The 19,493-nt window shown below is 66.9% G+C and carries 17 protein-coding genes; 7 read left to right on the plus strand and 10 right to left on the minus strand.

The features are described 5' to 3' along the window. Positions 1-14 precede the first annotated feature (14 nt). The 3 genes from creC to H3H51_RS02540 are packed head-to-tail and all read right to left on the minus strand — an operon-like array spanning position 15 to position 3,427. Complete coding sequence (creC, locus tag H3H51_RS02530; RefSeq protein WP_183087439.1) at positions 15-1,439, minus strand: two-component system sensor histidine kinase CreC; 1,425 nt, start codon at positions 1,437-1,439, stop codon at positions 15-17. After that, on the minus strand, positions 1,439-2,119 hold the full coding sequence (gene creB / locus H3H51_RS02535) for a two-component system response regulator CreB (protein WP_183087440.1): 681 nt from the start codon (positions 2,117-2,119) through the stop codon (positions 1,439-1,441). Before creB ends, creC begins: the two co-directional genes overlap by 1 nt. Positions 2,120-2,179: 60 nt before the next feature. Next, a complete protein-coding gene (locus tag H3H51_RS02540; RefSeq protein WP_183087441.1) occupies positions 2,180-3,427 on the minus strand; it encodes an HD-GYP domain-containing protein in 1,248 nt (415 codons plus the stop codon). Positions 3,428-3,601: 174 nt separating this feature from the next. On the opposite strand from H3H51_RS02540, the gene H3H51_RS02545 reads away from it, so the two are divergent. Continuing rightward, the gene (locus H3H51_RS02545) at positions 3,602-4,489 is read left to right on the plus strand and encodes an acyltransferase (protein ID WP_183087442.1); all 888 of its coding nucleotides are present in this window, start codon (positions 3,602-3,604) and stop codon (positions 4,487-4,489) included. Between the two features lie 6 nt (positions 4,490-4,495). Here H3H51_RS02545 and torT read toward each other — a convergent pair whose 3' ends face one another. Further along, positions 4,496-5,527: a TMAO reductase system periplasmic protein TorT gene (gene torT, locus H3H51_RS02550; protein ID WP_183087443.1), complete on the minus strand. Its 1,032-nt coding sequence runs from the start codon at positions 5,525-5,527 to the stop codon at positions 4,496-4,498. A gap of 116 nt (positions 5,528-5,643) precedes the next feature. On the opposite strand from torT, the gene dbpA reads away from it, so the two are divergent. Beyond that, the gene (dbpA, locus tag H3H51_RS02555; RefSeq protein ID WP_183087444.1) at positions 5,644-7,035 is read left to right on the plus strand and encodes an ATP-dependent RNA helicase DbpA; all 1,392 of its coding nucleotides are present in this window, start codon (positions 5,644-5,646) and stop codon (positions 7,033-7,035) included. A gap of 172 nt (positions 7,036-7,207) precedes the next feature. After that, complete coding sequence (locus tag H3H51_RS02560; protein WP_183087445.1) at positions 7,208-9,130, plus strand: tyrosine-protein phosphatase; 1,923 nt, start codon at positions 7,208-7,210, stop codon at positions 9,128-9,130. 70 nt (positions 9,131-9,200) lie between these two features. Here the strand turns inward: H3H51_RS02560 and H3H51_RS02565 are convergent, their stop codons facing one another. Then, the gene (locus H3H51_RS02565; protein ID WP_183087446.1) at positions 9,201-10,187 is read right to left on the minus strand and encodes an AraC family transcriptional regulator; all 987 of its coding nucleotides are present in this window, start codon (positions 10,185-10,187) and stop codon (positions 9,201-9,203) included. Between the two features lie 104 nt (positions 10,188-10,291). After that, on the minus strand, positions 10,292-11,038 hold the full coding sequence (locus H3H51_RS02570) for a substrate-binding periplasmic protein (protein WP_183087447.1): 747 nt from the start codon (positions 11,036-11,038) through the stop codon (positions 10,292-10,294). A gap of 253 nt (positions 11,039-11,291) precedes the next feature. Here H3H51_RS02570 and yccS point away from each other — a divergent pair, with 253 nt between their 5' ends. Together yccS and H3H51_RS02580 are read left to right on the plus strand one after the other, a co-directional pair. Next, positions 11,292-13,475 (plus strand): YccS family putative transporter, encoded by a 2,184-nt coding sequence (gene yccS / locus H3H51_RS02575; RefSeq protein WP_183087448.1) that lies wholly within the window; start codon positions 11,292-11,294, stop codon positions 13,473-13,475. Positions 13,476-13,595: 120 nt separating this feature from the next. Continuing rightward, entirely contained in the window at positions 13,596-14,780 is a 1,185-nt protein-coding gene (locus H3H51_RS02580; protein ID WP_183087449.1) for a BaiN/RdsA family NAD(P)/FAD-dependent oxidoreductase, read from the plus strand. 132 nt (positions 14,781-14,912) lie between these two features. Here H3H51_RS02580 and H3H51_RS02585 read toward each other — a convergent pair whose 3' ends face one another. The 3 genes from H3H51_RS02585 to H3H51_RS02595 form a co-directional block, all read right to left on the minus strand. Continuing rightward, the gene (locus H3H51_RS02585; protein WP_183087450.1) at positions 14,913-15,779 is read right to left on the minus strand and encodes a type 1 glutamine amidotransferase domain-containing protein; all 867 of its coding nucleotides are present in this window, start codon (positions 15,777-15,779) and stop codon (positions 14,913-14,915) included. Between the two features lie 78 nt (positions 15,780-15,857). Continuing rightward, entirely contained in the window at positions 15,858-16,778 is a 921-nt protein-coding gene (locus H3H51_RS02590) for a type 2 periplasmic-binding domain-containing protein (protein WP_183087451.1), read from the minus strand. Continuing rightward, positions 16,753-17,613 carry an HDOD domain-containing protein gene (locus H3H51_RS02595; protein ID WP_328803611.1) on the minus strand — a complete coding sequence of 287 codons (861 nt, stop codon included), beginning with the start codon at positions 17,611-17,613 and terminating at the stop codon, positions 16,753-16,755. Before H3H51_RS02595 ends, H3H51_RS02590 begins: the two co-directional genes overlap by 26 nt. A 132-nt stretch (positions 17,614-17,745) precedes the next feature. Here H3H51_RS02595 and H3H51_RS02600 point away from each other — a divergent pair, with 132 nt between their 5' ends. Both H3H51_RS02600 and H3H51_RS02605 read left to right on the plus strand, forming a co-directional pair. Continuing rightward, positions 17,746-18,213 carry a GNAT family N-acetyltransferase gene (locus tag H3H51_RS02600; RefSeq protein ID WP_183087452.1) on the plus strand — a complete coding sequence of 156 codons (468 nt, stop codon included), beginning with the start codon at positions 17,746-17,748 and terminating at the stop codon, positions 18,211-18,213. Beyond that, on the plus strand, positions 18,210-18,680 hold the full coding sequence (locus H3H51_RS02605) for a GreA/GreB family elongation factor (protein WP_183087453.1): 471 nt from the start codon (positions 18,210-18,212) through the stop codon (positions 18,678-18,680). The genes H3H51_RS02600 and H3H51_RS02605 overlap by 4 nt, the downstream gene beginning before the upstream one ends. Positions 18,681-18,717: 37 nt before the next feature. On the opposite strand, the gene H3H51_RS02610 is transcribed toward H3H51_RS02605, so the two are convergent. After that, the gene (locus H3H51_RS02610; RefSeq protein WP_183087454.1) at positions 18,718-19,464 is read right to left on the minus strand and encodes a substrate-binding periplasmic protein; all 747 of its coding nucleotides are present in this window, start codon (positions 19,462-19,464) and stop codon (positions 18,718-18,720) included. Between the last annotated feature and the right edge of the window lie 29 nt (positions 19,465-19,493).

The raw sequence follows: 19,493 nt of genomic DNA on the forward strand, positions 1-19,493 counted from the left end.
CCTCGCTGTCGGGTCTATGCCGACGGCAAGGTCAGGCTGACCCGCACCCCGCCCGCGACATTGCCGACCTGCAACGCACCGCCATGCAACCCAGCCACTTCCTGCACGAAGTTGAGCCCCAGGCCGGTGCTCTTGCGCCCGCTGCTGGGCCTAGGCAGCGAGTAGAAGCGCTCGGTCAGGCGCGCCAGGGCGTAGTCGGGAATCGCCGGCCCCTGGTTGTACAGGCTGAGCTCGAGCTGCGCGCCATCGAGCTGCGCCGCGAAACGCAGCAAGCCGCCCGGCGGGGTGAAGTCGAGGGCATTGTCGAGCAGGTTGGCCAGCGCCTGGCGCAGCAGGAAGCGCTCGCCCAGCGCGCTCAGGTGCGGCTCGACCGAGTTGTCGATCTGCAGGCCCGCCGCTTCGATACGCACCGCCTGGCTGTGCAGCGCCTCGTCGACCAGTTCGCGCAGCGGAACCGGTACCTGTTCTTCCAGGCCCTGGCGTTGCTCCACCAGCGCCAGGTTGAGCAGGCGTTCGATCAGTTGCTGCAGGCGCGCGCCTTCGCTGGCGATGTTGGCCACGAAACGCTGGCGCTGCTCGGCCGGCATCTCGCCTTCGAGCAGTTCGGCGGCGCCGCGAATCGCCGCCAATGGGCTTTTCAGTTCGTGGGTCAGGGTGTGCACGTACTGCTCGACGTAGTCCTTGCCTTCCAGCTCGGTGCGCATCTTCTGCACCGCCTCGGCCAGTTGCGCCAGCTCGCCGCCGCGCAGGGTCGGCAACTCGGCACGCTGGCCCTGGCTGACCGCCTGGGCGTAGCGGGTGAGCTTGCGCAGCGAGCCGCTGAGCCACCAGGACAGCAGCCCGCCCACCAGCAGGCCGAGGGCGATCAGGCCGGTGCCGAGCCAGGTCAGCCGTGTCTGCGAACGCTCGATGTAAGGCTGCAGGCTGCGATTGGGCTTGGCCACCGAAACCACCCCGATGATCTGCTGGCCGTCCTTGATCGGCGCCGCCACGTACATCACCGAGCTGTCCTCGTCCTGCGGATCCTCACGGGTAGAACGCGCGCCGTACTCGCCGCGCAAGGTGCGGTAGACGTCATTCCAGCGCGAGTAGTCCTGGCCGAGAGCCACGCCGCTGGAGTCGAGCAGGACGATGCCCTTGGCGTCGGTGACATAGATGCGGTGGTTGACCGCGCTCTTCTCCACGCCCCAGATCTGCGCCTGCGGCTGGCGCTGGCCATAGGCCTTGAGCAGCTCGGGCAGACGGCCCTGAGCCAGGCGACCGCTCTTCAGGTCGTCACGGAGGATTTCCGCCAGCAGGTTGGCGGTGTCGACCAGGGTTTCCTCGGTGCTCTGGCGCACGCCGGGGCGGATCTCGTCCATCACCGTGCTGAGGACAAACCAGCCGGCCAGGCCGACGAAGAGGAAGTAGACCAGGAAAATCCGTACGCCTATGGGCATTAGATCAGCCTCAGGCTGTAGCCCAAGCCGCGATGGGTCTGGATCGGCTCGGACCCGCTGGCGACCTGGCGCAGCTTGGCGCGCAGGCTCTTGATGTGGCTGTCGATGTTGCGCTCGTAGCCGGCATCGGCGGCCACGCCGACGGCATCCAGCAGCTGCTCGCGGGAGAACACCCGCTCGGGCTGGCCGAGCAGAGTTTGCAGCAGGCGGAATTCGTGGCGGGTCAGGGCCAGCAGCTGGCCGTGGTAATGGATCTGCACACGCTCGGCATCCAGCTGAAACGGCCCGTGGACGGCCTCGACTGGAGCGACCGTACGCGGCGCCATGCGCTTGAGGATGGCCTTGACCCGCGCCGCCACTTCACGCGGGCTGAACGGTTTGACCACGTAATCGTCGGCACCGATTTCCAGGCCCACCACCCGGTCGATTTCGGCATCACGGGCGGTGAGGAAGATCACCGGCACCTCGGAGAAACGGCGCAGGCGCTTGCACGCCTCGAAGCCGCTGATATCGGGCAGGCCAACATCGAGGATCAGCAAATCAGCCGGGCTGCTCGCCTGCAGCGCCAGGGCGGCCTCGGCCAGTTGCAGCCAGGTGGTGGTGAAGCCCTCGGCCTGCAGGGCATAGACCAGGGTATCGGCGATCGCCGCTTCGTCTTCGACAATCAGGATGTGCGACATGGCGTCCGTGCGGGCAGGGGCTGATGGCGGCACGGTGCCGCAGCGCAGCGTGGGCGTCAATCAGTCGAACAGCGAGCCCTTGCCGACGGCGATGCCGGACCAGAGTTCCTCGATATTCTTGAAGCCCCAATCCTCGGCGGATTCGCGGCCGACGATCTTGTCGCGCCCGACCAGCTTGGCCAGGTCGATGACTTCCTGGGCAATCGGCACTTTCGAGCGGGCGGAGAAGAACACCTTGACCTTGGGCGTGAGCAGCGACTTCTCATGCTGTTCGAGGATCACCCCCAAGCGCCCGCTTTCCAGGCGCACCAGGGCGCCCACCGGGTAGATGCCCACCGATTTGACGAAGGCCTGGAACAGGCGCGGGTCGAAGTGGCCTGGCCACTCGGCCATCTTGCGAATCGCCTCGGCCGGGTCCCAGCCGCTTTTGTACGGGCGTTCGGAGGTGATCGCGTCGTACACGTCGCAGATCGCGCCCATGCGCGCGAACAGGCTGATCTGCTCGCCGGCCAGGCGATGCGGGTAGCCGGAGCCGTCGAACTTCTCGTGGTGGTGCAGGCACACGTCGAGCACCAGCGCGCTGACCTGGCGGGTGTCGATCAGCATGCGCGAGCCGGCTTCGGGGTGGCTGCGCATGGTGCCGAATTCGGCGTCGGTGAGCTTGCCCGGCTTGTTCAGGATGGCATCGGGAATCGCCATCTTGCCGATGTCGTGCAGCAGGCCGGCCAGCCCGGCTTCACGCACCTGCTCCTCGGTCAGCTCGAGCTGGCGAGCCAGGGCGATCATCAGCGCGCACACGGCCACCGAGTGCATGTAGGTGTATTCGTCGGAGGTCTTCAGGCGCGCCAGACTGATCAGCGCGTTGGGATTGCGCAGCACCGAGTTGGAGATTTCCTCGACCAGTTCGGCGGCATGCGCCAGCTCGACGGCCTGGCCCATGCGCACGTCGCTGAACATCTCGACGATGGCCGCCTTGGAGCGGGCGCAGAGCTTGAGTGCGCGCTGCACCTCCTGGTCGAGGGGGACGCGGGCCTGCGGGGCCTTTGTGCTGTCGGCCGCGAGCAGGCGTGCCTGGGCTTCGGCTTCCACCTCCTCGACGGTCTGGCTGACCTGGCCGGGCGCGACGTCGACGCCCTTGCCGACGTCGATCCACACCTCGCGCAGTTCGCTGGCATGGATGCGCAGCAAATCGCGCTCGCTTTCGAGCAGGAAGCGTCCCTTCCAGAAGGGGTGGTCCATCCATGAGCCGCAGAATTCGTGAATGTACATACCGAGGCACAGCTCGGAGACCGCAATACGCTTCAGCACGATAAGAGCCAGCCGCCAGGGAACGCGATGAAATGGGGTGAGCCATCATAGGCGATGAGCATGGGCACCGGCACATTGACATCAGTCAATGCCGCGATGGATAGCCTGGATGAATGCGCTGGACGGACGAGCGGTTATGATGGCGCCTCCCCCGATAGGCGACTGGGACTTGCCATGCGACGACTGCTGACCGCCAGCTGCGTGACCCTGCTGCTCCTGCTCAACACCCTGATCCTGATCGGCCCCTTGCTGCTGATCGCCCTGCTCAAGCTGGTGCTGCCCGGCCAGCGCCTGCGCACCCTGTGCTCGCGCGGGGTGATGTGGGTGGCCGAGACCTGGGCCGAGATCGACAAGGCGATCTTCGCCCTGCTCACCCCGACGGTCTGGGATATCCGCGGCGGCGAAGGCCTGCGCCGCGAGCGCTCCTACCTGGTGGTGAGCAACCACCAGTCCTGGGTGGATATCCCGGCGCTGGTGCAGGCGTTCAACCGCAAGACGCCCTACTTCAAGTTCTTCCTCAAGCGCGAGCTGATCTGGGTGCCGTTCCTCGGCCTGGCCTTCTGGGCCCTCGACTACCCCTTCATGAAGCGCTACTCCAAGGCCTACCTGGCCAGGCACCCGCAGATGCAGGGCAAGGACCTGGAGATCACCAAAGCCGCCTGCGAGCGCTTCAAGGCGCTGCCGGTGACCGTGGTCAACTACCTCGAAGGCACCCGCTGTACCCCGGCCAAGCAGGCCCGGCAGGGCTCGCCCTACCAGCACCTGCTCAAGCCCAAGGCCGGCGGCGTGGCCTTCACCCTGGCCGCGCTGGGCCCGCAACTGGATGCCCTGCTGGACGTCACGGTGGTCTACCCGGGCAACCGCCCGCCGGGCTTCTGGGCGCTGCTCAGCGGCCAGGTGGACAAGGTCATCGTCGATATCCAGACCCGCGAGCTGGACCCGGCGCTGTGGGCCGGCGACTACCAGCGCGACGCCGAATTCCGCCAGTTGGTGCAGGGCTGGGTCAGCGACCTGTGGCAAACCAAGGACGCGCGCATCGCCGAGCTGAAACAGCAGGCCTAGACAGCGCTACTGCGGCATATCGCGGCGGATCATCCAGTGCCCTTCCGGCGGCATCAGCCGGCTGATATCGAACGCCTCCAGGCCACGCTGATCGAGCATTACGATCAGCGGCCTGACCAGCGCGGGATGCGGCTTGCCCTCCAGTACGCGCACCGCCAGGTCGATGGCGATGCGTGCCTGCAGCACCGGCGAGTCAGTGGGCGCGGCCAGGATGAAACCGTCGCGGATCTGCTCGAGGATGCGCTCGGTGGTATAGGTCGCCAGCACCTGGGTGCGGTACTGGTTGCCGGAGGTCCGCACCAGTTGCGCGGCGAAGCCGGCGGCCTCGGCATTGCCCAGCAGGTAGTCGACCTCGCCATGCTCGTTCAGCAGGCGGCGCACCAGTTGCGCCTGGCTGGCGCGATCCACCGGCGCATAGCCGCCGTGATAGAGCGTCACCGGCTGGCCCTGCAACGCCTGCCGCAGGCCGTTCTCGCCGTCCATCACCCAGCCGGCGCCCTGCGGCCCCGGCAGCCAGCCGATGCTGAACGGGCCGGCCTCACGGCTGCCTTCGATATAGGCCAGAATCTCGCGGACCATATCGGCGAAGTCTATTTGCGAGCGGGCGCTGACCCCCGGGCAGTCCAGGCGGTTGACCAGGTCGATGACCGGCTTGCCCTGGCCATGCAGTTCGGCGATCTGCGGGCACAGGTCGTCGGTGTTGATCGAGGCGATCACATAGGCATCGGCATCCTCCGCGCGGCAGGCCTGCAGCTGGGCGATCTGCACCTGCGGGTTCTCGTAGCCGCCGGCCTCGTAGATGCCCAGGCGCACACCCTGGCGCGCGGCCTCGCCATCCAGGCCCCAGGCCACGCCCCACCAGTAGCGGTCCTTGCCATGGGGCAGCAGGGCACAGATGCGCCAGGGCTGCGCTGCGCGGGCCAGCGGCTGGTACTGCAGCAACTGACCGTCGGCCTGCACCTGTACCGGGTACCAATCCGCCGTGGCGGCCAGGCTGGTCAGCCAGAGGCAGAGCAGCAGTCCCTTGAGCACGTGCATCGATAGTGGCCTTAGCCTTGGGCAGTGGAGTGGTCTGCCCTGCAGCTTAGGCGCTGGCGGTCGATTTTCCCACGGGGGCGAACGGCCACGCCTGATACAATCCGCGCCATTCCTACTTGCAGGTCACCACCGTGAACAGCGCCTTCTCCTCCTTGCCCCTCTCCGCCGCCATGCTGGCCAACCTCGACGCCCTCGGTTACGCCGAGATGACGCCGATCCAGGCGCAGAGCCTGCCGGTGATCCTCAAGGGCCTGGACCTGATCGCCCAGGCCAAGACCGGCAGCGGCAAGACCGCAGCCTTCGGCATCGGCCTGCTCAGCCCGCTCAACCCGCGCTTCTTCGGCTGCCAGGCGCTGGTGCTGTGCCCGACCCGCGAGTTGGCCGACCAGGTGGCCAAGGAGCTGCGCCGCCTGGCCCGCGCCGCCGACAACGTGAAGATCCTCACCCTCTGCGGCGGCGTGCCGTTCGGCCCGCAGATCGGCTCGCTGGAGCATGGCGCCCACGTCATCGTCGGCACCCCGGGACGCATCCAGGAACACCTGAAGAAAGGCACCCTCAAGCTCGACGGCCTCAATACCCTGGTCCTCGACGAAGCCGACCGCATGCTCGACATGGGCTTCTACGACAGCATCGCCGAGATCATCAACCAGACCCCGGCCAAGCGGCAGACCCTGCTGTTCTCCGCCACCTACCCGGCCGGCATCAAGCAGCTCAGCGCCACCTTCATGCGCGACCCGCAGCAGGTGAAAGTCGAGGCCCTGCACGACGACGCGCAGATCGAGCAGCGCTTCTACGAGATCGCCCCCGAGCAGCGCATGGACGCCGTGCTCAAGCTGCTGGCCAGCTACCGCCCGGAATCCTGCGTGGCCTTCTGCTTCACCAAGCAGCAGTGCCAGGAACTTGTCGACCACCTCGGCGCCCACGGCATTTCCGCCGCCGCGCTGAACGGCGACCTGGAACAGCGCGACCGCGACCAGGTGCTGGCGATGTTCGCCAATCGCAGCCTGTCGGTGCTGGTGGCCACCGACGTGGCCGCCCGCGGCCTGGATATCGACGCCCTGGACATGGTGATCAACGTCGAGCTGGCGCGCGACGCGGAGATCCATATCCACCGCGTCGGCCGTACTGGCCGCGCCGGCGCCAAGGGCCTGGCCATGAGCCTGGTGGCCCCGGCCGAAGGCCATCGCGCCCAGGCCATCGAGACCCTGCAGAAGAGCCCGCTGAACTGGCACCCGCTGAGCAGCCTCAAGGCCAAGAGCGGCGAGCCGCTGCAACCGCCGATGGTGACCCTGTGCATCGGCGCCGGGCGCAAGGAGAAGCTGCGCCCCGGCGACATCCTCGGCGCCCTCACCGGCGAGGCCGGCCTGCCCGGCGCGAAGATCGGCAAGATCGCCCTGTTCGACTACCAGGCCTTCGTCGCGGTCGAGCGCGACGTGGCCAAGCAGGCCCTCAAGCGCCTCAACGACGGCAAGATCAAGGGCCGTTCGCTCAAGGTGCGCCTGCTCTAGTCCGCGCGTCATGCCTTAACCCCCGCACGTCCACTCGACCTGCACCGCGCGGACAGAACGCGCACCCAAAGGACAGATCGCGCTGCGATTTCGCAACAACCCAGACGTGTAATATTCGTGTACACGACACGGCAGATAGTGGCCCCGCCAACACACTTGAAGGGGCCACACCGTGTTCCACCGCGTTCTCTATTCGCTCTCTGTTCTCAGCCTGTCCATCGCCTCCGCCCATGCGGCGCAAACCTACAGCCTGGACACCCCACGGCTGACCGGCATCGACAACTTCCGCGACCTTGCCGGCACCACCAGCGCCTACACCACCGCCAATGACGGCGTCATGCGTGCCGGGGTGTTCTATCGCTCCAACGCACTGACGCCCACGGCATCCGACCTGAGCCTCCTGAACAACCTGGGCATCAGCCATGTCTACGACCTGCGCACCCCCAGCGAAATCGCCGGCACACCGGACACCCTGCCCACCGGCGCGGCCTACCAGAACATCGACATCATCGGCAGCGCCACCTCCGGCGCCAACATCACGTCCATCTCCTTCACCAGCGCCGCCCAGGCCATCGCCATGATGGAGCAGACCAACCGCGCCTTCGTCAGCAACAGCGGCATGCGCGGCCAGCTCGCCGCACTGTTCAATGAACTGGCCGCCGCCGATGGCGCCGCCCTGTTCCACTGCACCGCCGGCAAGGACCGCACCGGCTGGACCGCCGCCGTGCTGCAGAGCATCGCCGGGGTGGACAGCGCCACCATCATGGACAACTACCTGGCGACCAACGACTACACCGCCGCCCGCGTCGCCGCCACCCTGGCCGCGCTGCCGGCGAGCTATGCGACGATCTACGCGCCCCTGCTCGGCGTGCAGGCCAGCTACCTGCAGGCCGGCCTGGACGAAGTGGTGGCGCAGTACGGCAGCATGGACAACTACCTCAAGGAAGGCCTGGGCCTGTCCCAGGAAACCCTCTACGTGCTACGCGGCAAGATGGTCTATTACAGCAGCCTGCCGCAAACCGCCGGCCTGCAAGGCAACGCCGCGGCCGGTGCGCAACTGCTGACCCAGCTGCAGAACAGCAGCCTCTCGGGCGACTACAGCGCCTACAACTACTACCTGCAGTCGGCCATCGACGCCGGCACCCTCGGCGGCGTGGAGTCCACCATTGGCGGCCAGGTACATGCCGACAGCGCCAGCTACCTGCTGCGCCAGGACGCCATGATCGAGAAGGCAGCCGCCCCCTACACCAGCGGTATCGAGCTGAAAGCCGGGCAAAGCCGGCTGTGGATGACCGCCCTGGCCGGCTACCAGGGCAACGACGGCTCTGCCGAGGCGGCCAGCAGTAACGAACACACCCAGGGCAGCATGATCGGCCTGACCCAGCGCTTCTCCGAGCAGCTCAGCGGCCACGCCGGTTTCGGCTACAGCCGGGGTAGCGTCGGCGCAGCCAGCGGCGAGGCGGACACCGACCTGACCTTCCTTCGTGTCGGCGCCCGCTACGCCCCGGGCAGCCTGACACACGGCCTGTTCGCGGACGCCAGCCTCAGCGCCGGCTGGGTCGACTACGACAGCCAGCGCGAGCTCGGTGGCGGCCTGGGCAAGGCCAAGGGCAACACCGACGGCACGCTCGGCGGGGCCAGCCTGGCCCTGGGTTACCGTATGCCCATGCACGGCGTGATCCTGGAGCCGAGCCTGGGCGTACGCGTCAGCCACCTGAGCCTGGACGGCTTCCAGGAAAAAGGCAGCGACCTGGCCCTGGATGTCGACGACCTCCAGGAAACGCGCAGCAGCGCAGTAGCCAACCTCAAGGCCAGCTTCGCGCCGGTCGACCTGGCCGGCGGCTGGAAGATGGTTCCCGGGCTCGAATTCGGCTACGACCATGCCCTGGATGGCTATGACGTCGACAGCCAAGGCCGCCTGCTGGGCCTGGAGATTACCCAGCGTGCCGCCTTCGACGACCGTGACCAGTTCAGCGGGGCGTTCAATCTCAACGCCAGCCTGGGCGAGCTGAGCCTGGGCGCGGCAGTCGGCGCCATCGGCAGCAGCAACAGCCACGGGGTCAGCGGCAGCCTCAAGGCCAGCTATCAGTTCTGATTGCGCAGTATTGCCCTCACCCGGTCTGGCGTGACTCACGGCGGCCGGGTGAGGGCTTTTGCGTCAGCGCTTAACGGGCCGCCAGGCCCTTTCTGAGATCCGCCGGGCTCACCCCGAAAGCACTCTGGAAGTACTGACAGAACCGCCCGACATTGGTGAAGCCGAGCCCCAGGGATACTTCGCTGACCGACGGCGAAACCTCCTGCTGCAGAACCTCATAAGCCCGTTGCAGGCGAACCTGGCGCTGGTAGGCCGCAATCGATGTGCCGACGAAACGGCGGAAGCCTTCCTGCAGCGCCCGCAGGCTGACATTCGTCAGCGCCGCCAGTTCGCTGCCGCTGACCGGCATGCCGGGGTGCTCCTGCAGGTACTCCATGGCCAGTTTCACATGGCGCGGCGCAATCAGCGGGGCGGGGCGCTTGAGCGCCTCACTGTAGTTGTGCGGCCAGCCCTCCAGCACGGCATCGACCAGCATCTCCTGCAGGCGCGCCGGCATCAGGCTACTGCCCAGCAGCAGCGCGTCGAACTCCCCGCCGGTGGCCATCCCGACAACGGCCTTGATGCCCTGACAGGCCTCGACACTCAGGTCCACCACCGGTTGGAAACGCACCTTGTGCAGCACCGGGCGCTCCAGCAACACCGCCAGGCGCCGGGCAAAAATCGAGCGGCGCACCGAGAGGCCGTACTGCGCGTGACCGTCGATGAAGCCCACCGAACGTACCGAGGCCTTTTCTATCGCCAGGCCGAGCCGGGGTCGCCCCACGGTTTCGCCAGACTGCTCGAAGACCACCTTGCCGGCGGTGGGGAAGACGAAGGTTATTTCATCGTCCTGCTCCGGCAACTCGGTGCGCAGGTCACCTTGAAAGCTCAGTGAGCGAAAGCTGACGCCCTCGTAGCGGCCATAGACGCCGGCGATGACTATCGGCTTTTCCGGCCGCGCAAACCCGGAATAGAGGTTGCCGAACAGGCGGCTGAAGAGCGCGCCAAACTCATCGCAATTCAGGCTCTCGGCGCGGATCAGGAACGGTTTGCGGGCGTTGCCGGTATCTATCTTCATGCATCTCGTCTGCGGCGCGCGGGCTCTGCCCACGGTTCGAGCCAGGCAGAGAAAGGGCCGACAACCTAGCAACATGAAGTTACAGATGTGTGATGACTGGCGGCCTACTCCTGCGCCTGCAAGCCGTGGCGCTGGTAGATCTGCGCGTAGGTGCCGTCGGCACGCATCTGCACGATGGCGCGGTTGAAGTCGTCGACGATCTGCTGGTGCCGGGGATGGCTGAGGCGCACCAGGATGTGCAGGCCGTTCTCGCTGAGCGGCTGGGGCAGGAATGTCAGTGAATCCTTCACCTCGGCCAGCTCGCGGTTGAGGTAGTGCTGCGCCACCAGCTCATCCTCCAGCGCCAGCTGCACCCGCCCGGCAGCCAGCATGCGTGCGCCCATGGCGAACTCCAGCACCGGAACCTTGCGCAGGCTGGCGTCCTGGTCGAACGCCTGGGAATAGCTGTAGCCGCGTACCACGGCGATATCGTAGGGGCGCAGGTCGGCCAGCGATTGGTAGTCGATGGCCGTGCGACGGTGCTGCAGGAAGCGCACGCGATTGATCAGGTAAGGCGCGGAGAACTGGCCGAAGCGGGTCCGCTCCTCGCTGTACCAGGCGCTGACGACCAGGTCGTAGTCGCCCTGCTGCAAACCGTGCAGCACCCGCGCCCACGGCGCCTCGATGTATTCGGTGGTGTAGCCGGCGCGTTGCAGGGCGGTGTTCACCAGGTCCACCGCCAGGCCGTTGTTGGGCAGGCGCTTGTCGGTGAACGGCGGCCAGGAGTCGGCACTCATGCGCACAAGCTCGGCATGCAGCGAACCACTCAGCAACAAAGCCGCCGTCAGCGCGATGATGTGCATTGCCTTCATTGCGACGTCCACTGCAAGAGGAACCCTCCCAAGACTAGTCAGCTTGCACGGATTTCTCCCGACCGCCCAGCCGCCCTGCGCGCACTCGATCACACGGTATGACGGTCAGCATTGCACGGTGCGGCAGCGAGCAGCTCTGCAGAATGTGCAAGGTTGAACAAAAGGTCAGCAAAATCGTGTCTTGGCCGGCCATTGCGCCGTCTTCTGCGGCACACTTGTCCAACTTTCCTGCCTGGCGGCTAGTCTTTCGCCCATGTCATCTTCGCTAAGCCACACCCTGCGGCGCCTGTGGGCGCGCGAGAAGTTCACCTACGGTATCCGCGTGTTCATCGCCCTCGCCGGGTCGATGGCGCTGTGCTGGTACCTGGACCGCATCGCCTTCGTCATCCCGCTGTTCCTCGGCTGCATCGCCAGTGCCCTGGCCGAGAGCGACGACCATTGGCGCGGCCGCCTGCAGGCCCTGCTCGTCACCGTCGCCTGCTTCGCCGCCACCGCCTGCGCGGTACAACTGCTGTTCCCCCTCCCCTGGCTGTTCGGCATCGGCCTGGCCGTGGCGGCCTTCGCCATGACCCTGCTCGGCGGCATTGGCGAGCGCTATGCGGCGGTGGCCCAGGCCACGCTGATCCTGGCGATCTACACGGCCATCGGCCTGGAACACCGTGGCGGCAGCCTTGGCAGCTTCTGGCAGGAACCGTTGCTGCTGATCTCCGGCGCAGCCTGGTACGGCCTGCTGGGGGTGATCTGGAGCGCGCTGTTCAGCCAGCAGCCGGTACAGCAGGCACTGGCGCGGGTGTTCGTCGAACTCGGCGCCTACCTGCGCCTCAAGGCCTCGCTGTTCGAGCCGCTGCGCCAGCTCGACGTGGAAGGCAAGCGCCTGCTGCTGGCCCAGCAGAACGGCCGGGTGGTCAGCGCGCTGAACATGGCCAAGGAGATCATTCTCAACCGCATGAGCCGCAAGCGCAGCGGGCAGAAGACCAACCGCTACCTCAAGCTGTACTTCATCGCCCAGGACATCCACGAGCGTGCCAGTTCCTCGCACTACCCCTACAACTCGCTGGCCGAGGCGTTTTTCCACAGCGACGTGATGTTCCGCTGCGGCCGCCTGCTCAGCCAGCAGGGCAAGGCCTGCCAGGCACTGGGCCGGGCCATCCGCATGCGCCAGCCGTTCGACTACAACGACAACAGCCAGGCCATGGCCGACCTCGACGCCTCCGTGACCTACCTGCGCGAGCAGAACAATCCGGCCTGGCGCCGCCTGCTGCGTTCATTGGCAGCCCTGGCCGGCAACCTGGGAACCCTGGAGCGCAAGCTGGCCAGCGCCAGCAACCCCGACGCCCTCGCCGACGAACAGGACAGCGCCCTGCTCGACCGCTCGCCGCAGAATCTCAAGGACGCCTTCGAGCGCCTGCGCCAGCATATTTCGCCGACCTCGCTGGTGTTCCGCCATGCCGTGCGCCTGTCCATCGCCCTGGCCGCCGGCTACTGCCTGCTGCACTGGGTCCACCCGCAGCAGGGCTACTGGATTCTGCTCACCACCCTGTTCGTCTGCCGCCCCAGCTACGGCGCCACGCGCCTGCGCCTGGTGCAGCGGGTCGGCGGCACGGTACTCGGCCTGGTGCTGGGTTGGGCGCTGATCAGCCTGTTCCCCGATCCGCTGCTGCAGTCGCTGTTCGCCGTGGTCGCCGGGGTGACCTTCTTCATCAACCGGGTCGACCGTTACACCCTGGCCACCACCGCCATGACCCTGGTGGTGATGCTCTGCTTCAACCAGGTCAGTGATGCCTACGCGCTGTTCTGGCCGCGCCTGGTGGATACCGCGTTCGGCACCCTGATCGCCGGCCTGGCGGTGTTCTTCATCCTGCCGGACTGGCAGGGGCGCAAGCTCAACCAGGTGCTGGCCAACACCCTGAGCTGCAACAGCCGCTACCTGCTGCAAATCATGCAGCAGTACGAATCCGGCGCGCGTGACGACTTGAGCTACCGCCTGGCCCGGCGCAACGCGCACAACGCCGATGCGGCGCTGTCGACCACCCTGTCCAACATGCTGATGGAGCCCGGCCACTTCCGTAAGGATGCCGAGACCGGGTTCCGCTTCCTGGTGCTCTCGCACACTTTGCTCAGCTACCTGTCCGGCCTCGGCGCGCACCGCGAGAGCCTGGCCGACGACGCCAGCGACGCCCTGCACGAGCGCGCCGCAGCGCATATCAGCACCACCCTAGACAGCATCGCCGCCAGCCTGCAAAACAACCTGCCGGTGGCCGTGCACGACGACGCCGACCAGAGCCTGGCCGAGGAGCTGGAGCAATTGCCGGACGAGATGGACGAGGGCCACCGCCTGGTGCAGGTGCAACTCGGCCTGATCTGCCGTCAGCTCGCCCCGCTACGCACCCTGGTGGCGCACCTGCAGAAACAGCCGGAAGCGGCCAAGGCAGCCTGACCTCGCAGGCCCTGCAACAGCCACGTAGCCCGTCCCACGACCTCGCCCGACGACCGCCTGCAAGCCCGCCGGCGCTTTCCGCTAGAATGCGCGCCTTTGCGACTTATCCGAGGTTCTGCCGTGTCCTTCTTCCCGGTCATCATCATTGGCGCTGGCGCCGCCGGCCTGATGTGCGCGGCCCAAGCCGCTGCACGCGGGCGCCAGGTGCTGCTGCTCGACCACGCCAACAAGGCGGGCAAGAAGATCCTCATGTCCGGCGGCGGGCGCTGCAACTTCACCAACATGTACAGCGAGCCGGGCAACTTCCTCTCCGGCAACGCGCACTTCTGCAAGTCGGCCCTCGCGCGCTACACCCAGTGGGATTTCATCGGCCTGGTAGCCAAGCATGGCGTGCCGTACCACGAGAAAAAGCTCGGCCAGCTGTTCTGCGACAACAAGTCCAGTGACATCCTCAACCTGCTGCTGGCCGAGTGCGACGAGGCCGGCGTCGACCTGCGCCTGGACACCAAGATCGAGCAGATCGCCAAGACCGACAGCGGCTATCGCCTGAGCACCAGCGCCGGCAGCTTCGACTGCGAATCACTGGTGATCGCCACCGGCGGCCTGTCCATCCCCACCCTCGGCGCCACCGGTTTCGGCTACCAGGTGGCGCGCCAGTTCGGCCACGAACTGCTGCCGACCCGCGCCGGCCTGGTGCCCTTCACCATCACCGACCCGCAGCTGAAAGAGCTGTGCACCGAGCTGTCCGGCACCTCGGTGGAAGACTGCGTGGTGAGCTGCAACGGGCAGAGCTTCAAGGAGAACATCCTGTTCACCCACCGTGGCCTCAGCGGCCCCGCGATCCTGCAGATCTCCTCCTACTGGCAGCCGGGCGACAGCGTGCAGATCAACCTGCTGCCGCACCTCGACCTGCCCGAGTGGCTGGCCGAGCAGCAGCGCGAACGCCCCAACAGCGAGCTGAAGACCGTGCTCGGCGAGCTGTTCACCAAGAAGATGGCCAACCTGCTGGCCGAGCAATGGTTCGTCTCCAAGCCGCTCAAACAGTACACCCCGAGCGAGCTGAATGCGGTGATCGAGCGCCTGGCCGAGTGGACGCTGATCCCGGCCGGCACCGAGGGCTACCGCACTGCCGAAGTCACTCTCGGCGGCGTCGACACCCGCGAGGTGTCATCGAAGACCATGGAGTCGCTGAAATCACCGGGGCTGTACTTCATCGGCGAAGTGCTGGACGTCACCGGCCATCTGGGCGGCTTCAACTTCCAGTGGGCCTGGGCCTCGGCCAGCGCCGCCGCGCAGTTCGTCTAAGGCAGGCTAAGTAGAGCGGGTGCAACCCGCACTAACCGTTACGCGGGTTTCACCCGCCCTACGCTGATTTCCTCCCTCGCCCCCTTGGGGAGAGGGCCGGGGTGAGGGGGTCGTGCCCCGCTCAACCGCAATCTACGCCTGCTTGAGCAACCCGATAAACCGCGCCATCAGCCCGTGCATGTCACCCGGCCAGCGCGCCGACACATAGTTACCATCGCCCACCACCCAGGCCGGGCGCAGGTCATCCGCCGTGTCGCGGTGCAGGCCGCTGGTCTTGCGCCAGAAGTCCTCGGCGCCTTTCGGTACATCGAGGAAATCTTCCGGGCTGGCCAGGGCGCGGCTGACTTCGGCCTGCACGCTCATGTGCCCCACCGGCTCACCCGGCGCCTCCAGGTAGGTGCGGTAGTAGTCGCGGTCCCACCAGCGGGCGAAGAAGCGGGTCAGGTCCCAGGCGGTCTTTTCCATCTTCCAGGTCAGCCCGGTGGTCTTGCGCCCGTACAGCACCGAGCGGCCATCGGCGCCCTTGCTGCGCGCCGCCAGCACCACGCCATGGCAGACCGCCGCCACCGGCTTGCCACTGGCGAAGAAGTCCGCGACGAAAGCCTGCAGGGTCGGGCTTTCCAGGTATTCGCGCATGCCCCGCGCATGGTGCCCACCGGGCAGCATCAGCCCGGCGAAGTCTTCTACGCGCAGGCGTTCATGGCGCAGCGGCTGACGGTAATCGGGGTCGGCCAGCATCGCCGCGCAGGCTGCACGCGCATCGGCACGGGCACGCAGCAACAGACCGACCAGGCGCAGCCGACGCAGGCCGGGCACCAACCCCCAGACATCCAGCCCTTCACCGCTGAGCATCAGCGGGTCCGGCTCGGCCGGCTGGCCATCCGGGGTGGCGAAGCACACACGCAGGCCCGCCTGGCGCAACAGCTGCCAGCTCAGCGCCGCCTCGCTCGGGTCGAAGTCACGGCGCGGCAAGGGGATGACGATGCAGGGTGCGGGCATGGCGGAGCCTCGGGCATTCTCGGGAGCGCCGACCTTAGCAGCTCCGCCGCCGAAGCAACCAGCCACGGGCGCCAACCCTCAAGGCCACGGCTGCCACTGCATCTGCTCGATAAAGACCGGCGCCAGCCGATCGTATTCACCCCGCGCCTTGAGCCGTCGCAGCGCCGCGCTGAACTGCTGGTCGACCAACGCGCCCTGCGCGGTATCCGCCACCAGCCAGGTGGTCGGGTAATCGTCAAACAGCACCGCGCGCAGCTGCCCGCGCAAGCCCAGCTTGTCGATCGCGGGCTCCACATCCAATGCCGCCAGCACGTAGCCCTGAATGCGCCCGCGCATCAGTTTCTCCAGGCTGTTGTGCACACTGTTGCCGGGCAACGCGGGAAAACCCAGCAACGGCACATGGGCGCGATCCGTCTCGACCTGATAGGGATACGCCAGCGCCGGCAGCCCAGCCTGCGGACCGACCAGCGCTTGCAACTGTTCAAGCCGCCAGCTATTGCCCAGCAACGAGCCCAGACGGCTCTGCTGCGCCGGGCTCAAGCCACTGGCCGCCAGGCGCTCGGGAGTCAGTTGCCAGCGCGGGTCGAGCACCTCGGCACGGCTCAGCGGCTGATTGCGCCGGCTGTACAAGGCGAAGCGCGCCTGCCCCAACCGCTCGCTGCCATAACGCAGGCTAGGCGGCGGCGCCAGGTGATGCAGGAAGGGCAGATGCAGATCGGCCCGTCCCTGCTGCACCAGCAACAGCCCGCGGGCGAATGGCACGCTGCGTATCTGCAGGCGCACGCCCGGCATCTCGCGCCCCAGCGCCTGCACCACATCCACCAGCGGCCCGCTGCCATTGGCATTCGCCAGCCCCGGCAGCTCCGCCACCGTGACCACCCAGGTTTCCTCCGCCAGCGCGGGCGCCGCCCACAGGCACAGCGCCAGCAGCACAGCCAGGCAACGGGGATAAGGGCCGGCAGTCCTGCCGGGCTCAGCGCAGGGTCGCAGCAATCGCATGGATATCCGCCCGGTGCTTCACCACCAACTCCAGTTCGCCCTGTGCGGCGATGAAGTTCAGCGGCGGCAGCAGCTTGTGGTAGGCCGCCAGCTCGTACAGCGGCGGCAGGTCGGCATCGGCATTGCGCTCCTTGACCGAGTGGTAGAGCGCCAGATTGACCAGATCGATCAGCTCCAGCTCGCGCAGCGCGTGGTAGGCCCAGTTGCCGGTGTTGCGAATCACCTCGATGTACTCGTCGTCCACCGACCACTTCTTCAGCACGATCACCCCGAGCGACTTGCTGTACTCGCGGCACAGCTTGTAATACAGCTCGCCGGAAGGAATCGCCGCCTCGTCGCGAAACGCCGACAGCACCGCCAGGGTGCCCACCTCGCTGAGCAAGCTGGCCAGCAGCGCATGCTCCGGCGCCACGTGGCCGAGCAGGCGGGCAAGCATGGCGCAGGTGCTGGCCTTGAGCGTCAGCCGCTGCCACACCTCCATGAACAGGCGCTTGTGCGCCGGGCTGTGCAGGGTGAACAGGCTCTTGATGCTGTGGACCATGGTGATGCGGTCCACCTCGCGCATGCCCAGCAGGTTGATCACATCCTGCAGGGTCTTGGGCGGCACGGGGTGGCGATAGATGGCGCAGGACGCATGCTTCATCAGCAACGCCGACAATGCTGGGTCACGTCCGACCAGGCGCACCAGTGCCGGCACCTGCACGGCGTCATTGGCCAACGCCCGGCGGATATCCAGGGTCAGCATCGGCAGGCTCGGCAACTGCTCCTCGCCATTCATCAGCTGCGACACCACCCGCCGGTAGATCGAATACTCGGACGACTCACTGCCCAACACACACCTCCAAACCCCACATGCAGTGTAGGAGGCGCTGACCGGCAAGGAAGGCCGACGAGCTCGAGTTGTTAAGTGCCGAAGGGGCGCCTGTTAGACTGGGCGCCTTGCCCCAGCCCACCGTCAGACGCCGCCATGCCCCTTATCTGGATTCACAAACACCACACCGACCTCACCCTGCACGAACTTTACGCCCTGCTCGCCCTGCGCAGCCGGGTGTTCGTGGTCGAGCAGAACTGCCCCTACCTGGATGTGGATGGCCAGGACCTGAGCGCCGATACCTGCCACCTGCTGGCTTACCAGGGCGACACGCTGGTGGCCTACCTGCGCCTGCTCGACCCGTCGACGCAGGGCGGCGATGTGGTGATCGGCCGCGTGGTCATCGCCCCCGAGGCGCGCGGCACCGGCCTCGGCCATGAGCTGATGGAGCGCGCTTTGCTGGCCTGCGCCGAGCGTTGGCCGGGGCTGCCGGTGTACCTGTCGGCCCAGGCGCACCTGCAGGGCTATTACGGCCGTTACGGCTTCACGCCCAGCACCGAGGTGTACCTGGAAGACGACATCCCGCATATCGGCATGCGCCGCGCCGCACAAGCCGCCCGATGAACCGGCAGCAACTCCAGCAGTTGGTTTGCGAACGCCTGGAGGCCGACCTGGCGCTGCTCATCCGCGCGGCAGAAGCCTCCCACCAGGCGGCGACCAACGAGGAAAGCAAGGCCGAGAACAAGTACGACACCCGTGGCCTGGAGGCTTCTTACCTGGCGGCAGGGCAGTCGCGGCGGGTGGAGGAAATCCGCCAGGCGCTGGCGGCCTGGCGCAACCTGCCACTGCGCGAGTTCGACGAGGAGTTGGGCATCCAGCTCGGTACGCGGGTGTGGTTGCAGACTGCCGACGGTCGTCGCCAGTGCCTGCTGCTCGGCCCCGATGGCGCCGGCCTCAAGCTGCCGGCGGACGACGGCGAAATCATGCTGATCACCCCACGCGCGCCGCTGGGCCAGCAACTGCTGGGTCTCGGCGTGGGCGATGAGGTGAGTGCCGGCAAGGAGCGCTGGGAGATTCTGCGGGCGCAGTGATGCGCGCAGACGACCGGGTTGTGGCGCTCCTACCGGATCAGGGCACGCTCACCCCTAACCGCCCCGCCAGGCGCGCCAGTTCGCCACGGGCGACGAAGCGACGAAACACCTGGTCGAACTCCTCGCGCAACTCGTCATGCTCGGCATCGCGGGGGAAGGCGAAGTAGCCCTGCTGCACGTCGATCTGCGGCTGCAGTTCGGTGATCTGGTTCTCCAGTTGCAGTGCGGCGAGGTGCGGCTGGGTGTTGCGATGGTTGGTCGCCAGCAGCTCGATACGCCCGGCCATCAGCATGCGCAAGCCGTTGGGCACGCTTTCCACGGTATCCAGTTGCATCTGTGGGCGCGCGGCTTCGAAGCGGGCGCCGTAGGTCCAGCCGCGAATCACGGCAATGCGGTGCGGCTGCAGGCTGGCAAAGCTGCCATCCCAACTCGGCCCCTTTCCATTGCGGACGTAGAAGACGATGCGGTCCTGGTAGAAAGGTTCGGCGGCGAAGGCGAAGAGTGCTTCGCGCTCGGGGGTGCGATAGGGGCCGATGAGGATATCCGCCTGGCCCTGCTCGACCATGCGCTGGGCACGGGCCCAGGGGTAGAGTTCGAAGCGCAGGCTGACGCCCAGTTCAGCGCTCATCTGCCGCAACAGCTCGGGCGCCAGGCCGCTGAACTGCCCCGTGTCACTGCGCTCGAAGACCTGCGGAAACGAGGTGCCGACCACCAGCCATTCGCGTGCCTGGAGGGGCGTGCAGCACAACAGGAGCAGCAGACCGGCCAGCAGCGTGGAACGCATGCGTTGATTTCTCGGCAAGGGGCAGCGGG

Source organism: Aquipseudomonas ullengensis, assembly GCF_014174475.1.
GTDB lineage: Bacteria > Pseudomonadota > Gammaproteobacteria > Pseudomonadales > Pseudomonadaceae > Aquipseudomonas > Aquipseudomonas ullengensis.

Coding starts and splice junctions, on each gene's coding strand:
- creB (WP_183087440.1), bottom strand. CDS start 2,119: ATGTCGCACATCCTGATTGTCGAAGACGAAGCGGCGATCGCCGATACC.
- creC (WP_183087439.1), bottom strand. CDS start 1,439: ATGCCCATAGGCGTACGGATTTTCCTGGTCTACTTCCTCTTCGTCGGC.
- H3H51_RS02585 (WP_183087450.1), bottom strand. CDS start 15,779: ATGCCCGCACCCTGCATCGTCATCCCCTTGCCGCGCCGTGACTTCGAC.
- yccS (WP_183087448.1), top strand. CDS start 11,292: ATGTCATCTTCGCTAAGCCACACCCTGCGGCGCCTGTGGGCGCGCGAG.
- H3H51_RS02545 (WP_183087442.1), top strand. CDS start 3,602: ATGCGACGACTGCTGACCGCCAGCTGCGTGACCCTGCTGCTCCTGCTC.
- H3H51_RS02590 (WP_183087451.1), bottom strand. CDS start 16,778: ATGCGATTGCTGCGACCCTGCGCTGAGCCCGGCAGGACTGCCGGCCCT.
- H3H51_RS02570 (WP_183087447.1), bottom strand. CDS start 11,038: ATGAAGGCAATGCACATCATCGCGCTGACGGCGGCTTTGTTGCTGAGT.
- torT (WP_183087443.1), bottom strand. CDS start 5,527: ATGCACGTGCTCAAGGGACTGCTGCTCTGCCTCTGGCTGACCAGCCTG.
- H3H51_RS02565 (WP_183087446.1), bottom strand. CDS start 10,187: ATGAAGATAGATACCGGCAACGCCCGCAAACCGTTCCTGATCCGCGCC.
- H3H51_RS02605 (WP_183087453.1), top strand. CDS start 18,210: ATGAACCGGCAGCAACTCCAGCAGTTGGTTTGCGAACGCCTGGAGGCC.
- H3H51_RS02600 (WP_183087452.1), top strand. CDS start 17,746: ATGCCCCTTATCTGGATTCACAAACACCACACCGACCTCACCCTGCAC.
- H3H51_RS02610 (WP_183087454.1), bottom strand. CDS start 19,464: ATGCGTTCCACGCTGCTGGCCGGTCTGCTGCTCCTGTTGTGCTGCACG.